This is a genomic window from Oleiphilus sp. HI0079 (assembly GCF_001635105.1).
Map to the genome: position 1 here is coordinate 1 of NZ_LWFT01001338.1, position 11062 is coordinate 11062.

Annotated in this window: 8 protein-coding genes and 1 pseudogene; 5 read left to right on the forward strand and 4 right to left on the reverse strand. The window is 47.3% G+C overall.

Going from position 1 to position 11062, the window contains the following annotated elements; genetic code table 11:
* The 4 genes from A3750_RS23110 to glnA form a co-directional block, all read right to left on the reverse strand.
* On the reverse strand, positions 1-878 hold an 878-nt coding region (locus A3750_RS23110), incomplete at its 3' end, for a sigma 54-interacting transcriptional regulator (protein ID WP_082873403.1).
* 2 nt (positions 879-880) lie between these two features.
* Positions 881-1951, reverse strand: coding sequence for a nitrogen regulation protein NR(II) (gene glnL / locus A3750_RS23115; protein ID WP_068454003.1), 1071 nt, complete (start codon positions 1949-1951; stop codon positions 881-883).
* Positions 1952-2258: 307 nt separating this feature from the next.
* Positions 2259-2810, reverse strand: a complete 552-nt coding sequence (locus A3750_RS23120; protein ID WP_068454007.1) for an Ig-like domain-containing protein — start codon at positions 2808-2810, stop codon at positions 2259-2261.
* Between the two features lie 106 nt (positions 2811-2916).
* Positions 2917-4323, reverse strand: coding sequence for a glutamate--ammonia ligase (gene glnA / locus A3750_RS23125; protein WP_068454009.1), 1407 nt, complete (start codon positions 4321-4323; stop codon positions 2917-2919).
* A gap of 526 nt (positions 4324-4849) precedes the next feature.
* Here glnA and typA point away from each other — a divergent pair.
* The 5 genes and pseudogenes from typA to A3750_RS23150 form a co-directional block, all read left to right on the forward strand.
* A complete protein-coding gene (gene typA / locus A3750_RS23130) occupies positions 4850-6655 on the forward strand; it encodes a translational GTPase TypA (protein WP_068454011.1) in 1806 nt (601 codons plus the stop codon).
* Positions 6656-6766: 111 nt separating this feature from the next.
* Positions 6767-7204: a D-aminoacyl-tRNA deacylase gene (gene dtd, locus A3750_RS23135; RefSeq protein ID WP_068454013.1), complete on the forward strand. Its 438-nt coding sequence runs from the start codon at positions 6767-6769 to the stop codon at positions 7202-7204.
* A gap of 984 nt (positions 7205-8188) precedes the next feature.
* Entirely contained in the window at positions 8189-9178 is a 990-nt protein-coding gene (locus tag A3750_RS23140) for a porin (RefSeq protein WP_068454015.1), read from the forward strand.
* 116 nt (positions 9179-9294) lie between these two features.
* On the forward strand, positions 9295-10053 hold the full coding sequence (locus A3750_RS23145; RefSeq protein WP_068466012.1) for a CYTH domain-containing protein: 759 nt from the start codon (positions 9295-9297) through the stop codon (positions 10051-10053).
* Positions 10054-10283: 230 nt separating this feature from the next.
* Positions 10284-11062 (forward strand): annotated as a pseudogene (locus A3750_RS23150) (bifunctional glutamine synthetase adenylyltransferase/deadenyltransferase); the annotation flags it as partial.

The following is an 11062-nucleotide window of genomic DNA, read 5'->3' on the forward strand; positions in this document are numbered from 1 at the left end:
TTAACTAGGTGTTCTAAATTTTGGTGTGTTGCCGCAATGATTCGAACGTCGACTTTTACTGGCGTATGGCCGCCTACCCGGTAGAACTCACCGTCAGCGAGCACTCGTAATAAGCGGGTTTGGGTATCTGCGGGCATGTCCCCAATTTCATCGAGAAACAACGTACCGCCGTTCGCTTGCTCAAAGCGACCTGTGCGTTGGCCGCCAGCACCAGTAAAGGCGCCTTTTTCGTGGCCAAAGAGTTCCGATTCAATCAGGTCTTTTGGAATGGCGGCCATGTTTAGCGCGATAAAGGACTCGCTTGCTCTGGGGCTGTGCTGGTGCAGCGCTTTGGCGACAAGCTCTTTACCAGTGCCCGATTCGCCGTTGATCAACACCGTTATATTGGAGTGGGAGAGTCGACCAATTGCGCGAAACACTTCCTGCATGGCGGGTGCTTCGCCGATAATTTCGGTACTTTCACTGACTTTGGTTGCCGAGACGTCGTTGTTTTTAGCGCGCTGTTCTTGAGAGTGGGCAATCGCACGCTTAGAGAGTGATACGGCATCTTCGAGATCAAAGGGTTTCGGGAGATATTCAAACGCGCCGCTTTGATAAGACGTGACAGCGCTGTCAAGATCGGAATGCGCCGTCATGATAATGACCGGGATATCTGGGTCTTGCTTGTGGATCTGGCCTAGTAATTCCAAACCGTCAATTCCCGGCATGCGGATATCACTTATTACTGCATCTGGTGATTCACGCTCGAGGCTCTCGAGGACGCCGTCGGCATTCTCAAATGAGCGGATCGCAAAATCTTCTTTCTGAAGTGCTTTCTCAAGTACCCAGCGAATCGATCGGTCATCATCAATAATCCATACTAATGGTTGCGTGCTCATCCTTATAACTCCAAGGGTAGATAAACGATAAAGCTGGTATGGCCTGGCTGGCTCTCACACTCAACTAAACCGTGGTGTTTGGTAAAAATACTTTGTGTAATTGAAAGGCCGAGACCCGTGCCCTCTGCGCGGCCACTGATCATCGGGTAGAAGATGTTTTGAATGAAGTTTTTGTCTATGCCTGGCCCGTTGTCGATCAGCTCGATTCTGGCAACCAATCGATGCCGCGTTTGACCAATCGTAAATTGCCTTAAGGTTCTGGTACGAATGGTGATAGAGGCGTCTTCACCAGCTTGCGCCTGCTTTTCTAAGGCTTGCAGCGCGTTCTTCGCGATATTGAGAAAACCTTGTATAAGTTGGCTCTTGTCGCCCAAAATTTCGGGAATGCTTGGGTCATAGTCTTTAACGATGCGAATGGATTTTCCAGACTCTGCTAGGATTAATGCGCAAACCCGTTCAAGAATTTCGTGAATGTTGATCTCAGCCAGATTCAACGCTTTGTGCGTTCCAAGTAGGCGATCAACAAGTGAGCGCAGCCTATCTGTCTCATCGATAATAACTTGCGTGTATTCGCTCTGTTCCTCATCCAGCTCAGATGCGAGTAGTTGTGCAGCACCCCGGATGCCACCCAAAGGGTTTTTTATCTCGTGTGCCAAACCCCGAATTAGAATTTTTGCGGTTTCTTGGTTCTCATGTAATTGTTCTTCACGACTGATCCGCATCAGCCGATCTTTCGTTTGCGCCTCAATTAGCAGCGAAACTTGGCCTTCATAGGTCATGGCTGACACAGTGAGGTCGACAAGAATATTGTCGCCATTAAACAACCCGAGCTCGCATTCCCGTTGGGTATATGTATGCCCACTGATCAAGATATCCTGCATTTCCTGTTGCAATTTGTCTTGAAATACATTGAAAAGCTCTTCAAATCGGGCGTTTATAATACGTTTTTGGCTCAGCTGGAGAAGCATCTCTGCAGCTGGGTTGTATTCGATTACGCGCAACTCGTCAGACAGCACAAAAACAGCGGTCGATAAATTTTCTAAGATAAAAGATGCTTTTTGCGGGTTGTTCATTCTGCCTGTTTCGTTGAGTTTGTCGCTGATTAAAAATGTGCGCTTGCACCACCTGAGACCATCTGCAAGATTCAAACCATATATTGTGTAGGTTGCCAGATGTTATCTAAGGTATTGAAAGATAATGGTTTTTACGTTTTCGTTGGTGTTCTGCGCGATATGGGTGCAGAAAAGCATACATAGAACATTGTGAGGTTGCACGAAAATGGTGCGCCGGAAATGAGTCGGGAGGGTTGGATGGATGCAGTGTGTCTAGTTGTAGAGCCTGATTTACGGTCGAGTGGCGAGCAAATCAGGCTAAGTGCAATCACTGTCTGGGTTGTTTGCGAATAACGGGTCGATGGAGCGTGAAAGTGTTTGTTGCGCTTTTTAGAATCCGGCCCGCCTGATCAACGATGTGAACGGAAAGCTGATGCGTGCCGCGGTCTACATTGCTCGTCACGTAAGAATTCTCAGTTTGTTCTGATAGCAGTTGGTTGCCTAAGAATATTTTATATTTGTGACCCCGAATGAGAGATGGGTTGTTCTTGATTTTGACCTCAACAGTCCCCGAACCGGAATTAAAGGCCGTGTCATTTTCGGGGCTTAGGATGGTTAAAGAGGCATAAAAATTCTTGGGTTTTTCTTCTGCTTCTACCTCTGGCTTTGCCTCACTCGGCGGTGCTTTAAATGCTGGTACTGTTGGGACAGGCTCGACGTTTAGGACTTCCGCGTCGTCCTGAGCTTCGTCTGAATAGCTAATGCTGCCATCAGGCATTACTTTCTTATACACCTTCGTTGCACTTAAGCTTGGCTGAGATAGAAGTAACAGGGTTAATGCGACAAGGGGAGTGCTGCAAATAGCGCGTTTGAGGGTCATATCAGGAGGTTCCTTCAGTCCATTTAGCTCTAGCCTAGCACGCAGTTTAGAAACAAAAAAGCCCGGTGCTCTATCCGAGCACCGGGCTTTCCATATAAGGCGAAGCTTATACTGAGTAGTACATTTGGAACTCAACTGGGTGAGTTGTCATGTTCAAAGTCTCAACTTCTTCGTTCTTAAGTTCGATATAGGCATCGATCATGTCTTTTGTGAACACGCCGCCTTTAGTAAGGAACTCGTTGTCTTCCTTTAGAGCTGCAAGTGCTACATCAAATGTTTCTGCAACAGTTGGGATAGCAAGTGCTTCTTCTGCAGGTAGATCGTACAAGTCTTTATCCGCTGGGTCGCCAGGGTGGATCTTGTTCTGGATGCCGTCAAGGCCTGCCATCATCAATGCAGCAAACGCTAGGTAAGGGTTTGCAGATGGGTCAGGGAAGCGAGCTTCCATACGACGCGCTTTAGGCGAGTTAACGAATGGAATACGGATAGACGCTGAACGGTTACGTGCAGAGTATGCAAGCATAACTGGAGCTTCGAAGCCTGGTACCAAACGCTTGTAAGAGTTGGTTGATGAGTTCGTGAATGCGTTGATTGCACGAGCGTGCTTGATGATACCGCCGATGTAGTACAAGCACTCATCAGATAGGCCAGCGTAGCCGTCACCAGCAAATAGGTTGCTGCCATCTTTAGCAAGAGACATGTGAACGTGCATGCCAGAACCGTTGTCACCAACTAGAGGCTTCGGCATGAATGTCGCTGTTTTGCCGTATGCGTGTGCAACGTTATGTACGCAGTACTTAAGGATTTGTACTTCGTCCGCTTTCTTAACAAGCGTGTTTGCACCAACACCGATTTCACACTGACCAGCAGTACCCACTTCGTGATGGTGTACTTCGATCACAAGACCCATTGCTTCCATTGCAGCACACATGGCGCCACGTAGGTCATGCAAAGAATCAACTGGTGGTACTGGGAAGTAACCGCCTTTAACGCCTGGACGGTGACCGATGTTGCCGCCTTCGAATTCTGCGTGGTCGCTCCATGCAGCTTCTTCAGAGCTGATTTGGTACATTGCGCCGCTAATATCAGCTTTCCACTTAACATCGTCAAATACGAAGAATTCTGGCTCTGGACCAAACAAGGCGCTGTCTGCGATGCCTGTAGACTTCAAGTACTCTTCTGCACGTTTCGCAACAGAGCGTGGGTCACGCTCGTAACCTTGCATTGTTGATGGCTCAACAACGTCGCAACGCAAAATGAGTGTGGTTTCTTCAGTGAAAGGATCAAGAACCGAAGTAGTGTCGTCAGGCATAAGGATCATGTCTGACTCGTTGATGCCCTTCCAGCCAGCAATTGATGAGCCGTCAAACATTTTGCCTTCTTCAAAGAAGTCTTCGTCAACTTCTGTAGATGGAATGCTAACGTGTTGCTCTTTACCGCGTGTATCTGTGAAGCGAAGGTCTACCCATCTAACTTCGTTCTCTTTGATGAGACCCAGAGTGTTCTCTGACATTTTATTACTCCATATTACGGATGTTACTGAACGGCTACCGAAGAGATAAGCAGTTCTTGTTTATTTCAGGTTTCGGCTAAATCTTCGCGCGCTGCGTTGTTATTTCCGAAAGTCTGACGATTTATAAGCCCCAGGACTGCAGCATGTCTCATGCTCCACTCGCTCTTGGCGCTGATAACCTATAAATGGGCGAGCAGAATAGCATGCTCCCTTATCGCTTTCATAGGCCTGCAGGCGTTCTGCCCACTTTTGGTTCACTTAGAAAGCAAGGTTCTTGCCAGTTCGGGCTTTTAGTGTTTTCTGCAGGATAAACAACGACCTATAAAAAACTGAGGTTTTAACTCTTGGTCTGAGTGACCCATGTTGGTGCAATAATTCTTTGTCTGATCCATTATGGGGCGGCTGACTCTGTTTGCAGTCAAAGGCATGATTGCAAATAAATGTGCACCTTGTATTTATCTGCGTTCGCTTTCTGTATAATCCGCGTCCTTTTTAACGCCTCCTACAATGTTTGAGTAATGCTACAGTGATTGAGAACCTACGTAATATCGCGATTATCGCGCACGTTGACCATGGTAAGACGACCTTGGTTGATAAGCTTCTAAGCCAGTCTGGAACTTTGGATCGTAAGGATGAGGGTGCCGAACGCATCATGGACTCCAACGATCAGGAGAAAGAGCGTGGCATTACCATTCTTGCGAAAAATACCGCGATCAAATGGAACGACTACCGAATCAACATTGTAGATACGCCCGGACACGCCGACTTTGGTGGAGAAGTAGAGCGCGTATTGTCGATGGTAGATTCTGTTTGTCTACTTGTTGATGCTGTTGATGGTCCTATGCCGCAAACGCGCTTTGTGACTTCTAAAGCATTTGAGAAAGGTCTTAAGCCAATTGTTGTTATCAACAAAGTTGACCGCCCTGGTGCGCGTCCTGATTGGGTTATGGATCAAGTTTTTGATTTGTTCGATAGTCTCGGTGCGACGGACGAGCAGTTGGATTTTCCAGTGATCTACGCATCAGCGATTAATGGCATTGCCGGCCTTGATCCTGAAGATATGGCTGACGATATGACGCCGCTCTACGAGATGATCGTTGAGAAGGTGCCGGCACCAGACGTTGACCCAGATGGGAAATTTCAAATGCAGGTTTCTGCGCTAGCGTATGACAGCTATGTCGGCGTTATTGGAGTGGGTCGAATTACGCGCGGTACGTTGTCGCCAAATCAACAAGTGATTATTGTTGATGCAGAAGGTAAAGAGCGCAAAGGTAAGGTTCTGAATGTAAAAGGTTACCTCGGTCTTGAGCAGGTAGAAACCCAGCTTGCGAGTGCCGGAGATATCGTTTGTATTAATGGTATTGACGGGCTAGGTATCTCGGATACGCTCTGCGACCCTGAGTGTGTCGAAGCTTTGCCGGCGCTTTCTGTTGATGAGCCAACGGTTAGCATGACCTTTATTGTTAACGATTCTCCGTTTGCAGGCCTTGAAGGTAAGTTTGTTACCACGCGGAACATTAAGGATCGCCTAGATCAGGAATTGATCCATAACGTGGCGCTTCGTGTTGCAGCTGGTGATACGCCTGATAAGTTTGTGGTTTCTGGTCGTGGTGAGTTGCACCTTTCAGTGCTCATTGAAACCATGCGTCGCGAAGGCTTTGAGATGGGTGTTTCTCGTCCTGAGGTAGTGCAGCGCGAAATTGATGGCGAAATTCAAGAGCCATATGAGCATGTAGTGATTGATGTAGAAGAGCCTCATCAAGGTGCGGTGATGGAAGAGCTTGGTCTGCGTAAGGCTGAAATGACCAACATGGAGCCAGATGGTAAGGGTCGAGTTCGTTTAGAATTCACCATTCCTTCAAGAGGTCTGATCGGTTTCCGTGGTGCCTTCCTAACTATGACTTCTGGCTCAGGCATAATGACTAGTGTGTTTGATCACTATGGCCCAGTTAAAGTCGGCGAAGTTGCCAAGCGTCAGAACGGCGTATTGGTGAGTATGCTGAAAGGAAAGACGGCGGCTTATTCTTTGTTTAACTTGCAGAGTCGCGGTCGCTTGTTCCTCGGCCATGCGCAGGACGTGTATGAAGGCCAGATTATTGGTATTCACTCCCGCTCGAATGACTTGGCTGTAAATCCGACGAAAGGTAAGCAGCTAACCAACGTGCGAGCATCCGGTACGGATGAAGCGTTGACCCTAGTGCCACCAATCATTCACACGCTTGAGCAAGCGCTCGAGTTTATTGAAGACGATGAGCTTGTAGAAGTAACGCCTCAAAGTATTCGCTTGCGTAAGAAGCTTCTTACAGAGAATGAGCGTAAGCGCGCCAAATAAAACTTAGGTTTAACTTCTGAATCAAAAAGGCCGGAGTATATGTTACTTCGGCCTTTTTTTGTGATGAAGATTGCCAACAATAGTGCCGGAAAGCGTGGAGAGCAATAAGTAATGAAAGCACTTATACAGCGTGTAAAGAGCGCTTCAGTTGTTGTGGGTGGTGAGCTAGTTGGTGAGATAGATCAGGGCATCCTGCTTTTTATCGGGGTCGAGAAGCATGACGATACTGTGCTGGTCGATCGCATGCTCACTAAAATTCTAAAGTATCGTATCTTTGAAGACGAAAATGGTCGCATGGGACGAAGCCTGCAAGACGTTCAGGGAGGCTTATTGGTTGTTTCACAGTTTACGCTTGCAGCCGATACAAAAAAGGGAACGAAACCGAGCTTTTCAAGTGCGGCGAGTCCAGAGCATGGCAGATCAATCTATGACTGTTTTGTCGAAAAGGCTCAGAAGGCACATGATCGAGTGGCAACTGGAAGGTTTGGGGCAGATATGAAAGTGAGCTTGCTTAACGATGGCCCTGTTACCTTTATGTTTGAGCTTTAGCTTGTCTTTAGAGTGCAATCAGTTTCTGTTTTTGTAGGGTCTTCATCCCTCATTGTCGCCTGAAAGCGTCTGTTACTGCTTAGACTTTAGTCTAGGCGCTATTAAGTGAGTTGTGCATTATTTGAGAGCAGCATTAGTGCTGGTGTTGTATTTTGGTGCTTTGTGCAAAGGCTCTTGTAGCTGTTTTCAAGGCCTCGCTACGCCGTAAGCCATGGCGCCTCCCCTACAAAGCGCATCTATTTTCTTAAAATATACGTTTTTCGGCCGTTTGAGAGCTAATTTGGTTCACTTAGGCTGGGCTCTATTACTACCTGTTCATACTGTAATAGGGCTTGGTCTTCGCAGATGGGGCGGATTTTGCCTATTTTCTATGTATTCGCACCAAAAAGTTGCGTAATTCAATATCGTGTACTAAACCGAAACTAAGGGCTGGCTTTAAGTAGCTCGCTTAAACTATTGTTAATAAAGTAATATTCACCATTTTCGGCAAGGTGGGCATCGCGCGGTTGGCACGGTTTTAGCTAAGTTACTTGGGCTGGTAAAGGGAGTGTCCTGAGTGGAGAAGTTTTGCTCAATAGGCGTTTCTTGCTTTGAAGGTTGTTTTACATTTGTCGTTGAAGTTGTACAAAGTGAAACAAAGTACGGGTGGTTTTGGTGATCAAAATATTGAACACTTGCGTCACTTTCCTAACTAAGCTGTAACGTGCGCATTGATTGAACTTTGGCTTAAGATAACTTTGGTCGAACCAAAAGCATGTTCTACATCCTGATTTAACTTTGTTTAAATCGATTGCAGTTCATGACATTGGTGAAAGAAATCAAACAAGTTTGTCGCTTGTCATATTTCTGTCACGAGTGTGAAATTAAATGGGCGCCACTTTGGGGCATCCCATCGAAAATACTAATAAACGATTTAATAGCTATTAAATTACTTAGAACGAACGGGCATCAGCCCAATCTTCAATTAGAAATAAGGAAGACGAAATGAAAAAGACTCTGATCGCTTCAGCTGTAGCAGCAGCTACACTAACCTCAACTGCGGCATTCGCAAAAGAAAGCATCGATCCAATTAAATTGGGCGTGTTTGGTAACATTCAGCTTGCTCACTTCTGGAACGAAACTGATCTGAATGGCGCGAAAAGCGGCTCTCACGAATTCGCAGACGGCGGTTCTACACTTGGTTTCACGCACGAGCACATGATTTCTGAAGGCCTTACTGGCTTTTTGAAAATGGAATTCGAATTTGACGCTGATGACAAAAACAGCTCAAAGCCTAATGGCCCAGGCCTTAGCGAAACTGACGAAACGTACATCGGTGTGAAAGGCGACTTCGGTTCTGTTCAAATCGGTTCTGACGACACTGTTTACGAGCAGTTCATCAACATCACCGATACTTCTGAGCAGATCGGTCTTGGTGCTAACTTGACGACGATTGGCGAAGGCGACAACGCGCAGTACGTTGGTACGTTTGACGCGATCAAAGTTGGTGCGACGTACAAAATCGATGGTGATTCTACTACGACTCGTGGTACTCAGCTTGCAGCAGCATTCGAAACTGAAGAGTTCTACGTAGCAGCGGCATACTCTATGGCTTCTGACACTAACTACGGTAACAACAAAGGCCAAGACGCTATCGGTATTGCAGCAGCAATGATGATGGGCGACCTAACGCTTCAAGCGCAGTACGAAACGCTTGATGAGTCTGAGTCTGGCCAGAAAGACGGCGGTGACTACATGGGTCTTCAAGGTCTTTACAACATGGGCGCAACTACGTTTGCTCTAGGTTACGGCATCTACGGTACGGATGCAGATGGCGCAACTGACGACGATCAGTCAACTATCTATTTGCAAGCGCTTCACAATGTAAGCGACAACATGTACGTATACATTGAAGCAGCTCAGTCTGATGGTTACGACAACGTTAAAGATCAAGACGACACAGCAACTGCTATCGGTGCTACTTACTACTTCTAAGTTTTACTTAGTTAGCTAGTATTGAAAACCGGCCTTCTGGCCGGTTTTTTCGTTTCTGCGAGTTAAAAAGTGTATAAACTGAATGATGTTTATCGAGTAAGCTTGGGAATAGAGTGATGGCGAAAGAGCTAGAGTTAAAACTGTCCTGCACGGAGGCGCTCTCGTTTGCGCAGCTTGAGCAAGCGATGCTCAGTACTGGTGCAGCGCAAACTGACCTAACACAAAGCGGGCCCGCTCAAGCTGATGTAACCCAAGACAATGCAGCGCAAATTAAGATCATGCAGCTTGAAAATATCTATTTTGATACCGAAGATCTGACGCTTCATAAGAATAAAGTGGCTTTGCGGATTCGAAAAAAAGGCGTTGCGCCTAATACCCGTTATATCCAAACGCTTAAAACCGCAGGCAAAAGCGTGAATGGCGTTTCGCAGCGGGGAGAATGGGAATGGGAATTAGCGAAGCCTATTTTGAGCACTAAAGCGTTGGAGTCGCTCGATGTTTGGACTGCACAGTTACATGCTACCAATTTGCAGTTAAAGCCCGTATTTCGAACCGATTTTCAGCGTACCGCCAAGATTGTTCAATGGGGTGGCCACCACTTCGAGTTAGTCTTGGACGAGGGGGAGATCACCGTTCCGGGTACGAAAAAGGCACAGCCGATACATGAGGTCGAGATTGAGTACCTCGGAAGCGCTAAGGTATGCGAGTCGGTTGAGCTAGATGAACGATCTGATGGGCTGAGCCATAGCGGCAGTGCTGCAAAAGAACCGCATGCAGCTATGCTCGAATTAAGTACAACTCTCTGCCAAAAGCTCCCCTTGCGCGCCGACGATATAAGTAAAGCGCAGCGTGGCTATATTCTGTTTTGTTCGTGACGTTTTAGTATTGCTCTGTTCTTCGCTAAGGGCGGATGGTGGCCGCTTATTTTGGGCATGCACTTAGCCGGTGTTTGTCCTGTTACCGTGCACTTAGACTCTCGGCTGTGCTTGATCTTAAGCAAGAATTGCAATGCTGTAGAAAAATCATCCTCGTCGTTGGTTACTTAGAGAAGAGGGCGCTGCTAGACTGATAAATAAGTTGAATCACTTCATGGCACTTCACGTTTATGGAATTAAGCACTGCCCTTTCGGGTTTACCAGCGTCACTTCAAAAACCTGCACAACAAGCGCTTGAGCGTCTCCAAGAAGCCTCAGAGATATCAACGCTTAGTCAGCGCCAATTTAACTTACTCGTAAAGGGCTTGGGGCTTAGCCCATTCGTCGCTGAGGTGTTGCAGCGAAGGCCCGAGCTGATTGTAAACTTGCTTGATGCAGGTTCTCCGCTTTTTTGTGGGCGCAATGAGTCTCAGATGCGCGAGTTGCTTGCGCCTCAAGTCCAGGCATGTGAAACCGAAGACCAGCTTATGGCGGTGCTTCGGCAATTTCGTAATGCCGAGCAGGCGCGCATTATCTGGCGGGATATGTGTAATCTTGGTGCTCTTGATCCAGCAACTGATCCAGCAACTGATTCAACACTCGATTCCACTTTATCCGAGGCGTCTGCTTTGGCCGATGTCTGCATTCAGCAGGCTGCAGAGTGGCTGCACCGAATGCTGAGCGAGAAGCACGGTGTGCCGCGTGATCGAGAGGGCGGCGAGCAGCAGATGATTGTCCTCGGTATGGGCAAACTTGGCGCGAAAGAGCTGAATGTTTCATCGGATATTGATTTGATCTTCGCCTATCCGGCCAGTGGCGAAACGGACCACCCCAGAAAGCCTATCGACAATCACCAGTTTTTTGCCAAGCTGGGTCAGCGGTTAATACATGTGCTTGATGCGCGAACTGTAGACGGCTTTGTCTATCGCGTAGATATGCGCTTGCGTCCGTATGGCAGTAGCGGTGCGTT

Excerpts from the sequence above, each read along its gene's own strand:
- dtd (WP_068454013.1), top strand. The coding sequence starts at position 6,767 with ATGAAAGCACTTATACAGCGTGTAAAGAGCGCTTCAGTTGTTGTGGGT.
- glnL (WP_068454003.1), bottom strand. The coding sequence starts at position 1,951 with ATGAACAACCCGCAAAAAGCATCTTTTATCTTAGAAAATTTATCGACC.
- A3750_RS23140 (WP_068454015.1), top strand. The coding sequence starts at position 8,189 with ATGAAAAAGACTCTGATCGCTTCAGCTGTAGCAGCAGCTACACTAACC.
- glnA (WP_068454009.1), bottom strand. The coding sequence starts at position 4,323 with ATGTCAGAGAACACTCTGGGTCTCATCAAAGAGAACGAAGTTAGATGG.
- A3750_RS23145 (WP_068466012.1), top strand. The coding sequence starts at position 9,295 with ATGGCGAAAGAGCTAGAGTTAAAACTGTCCTGCACGGAGGCGCTCTCG.
- A3750_RS23120 (WP_068454007.1), bottom strand. The coding sequence starts at position 2,810 with ATGACCCTCAAACGCGCTATTTGCAGCACTCCCCTTGTCGCATTAACC.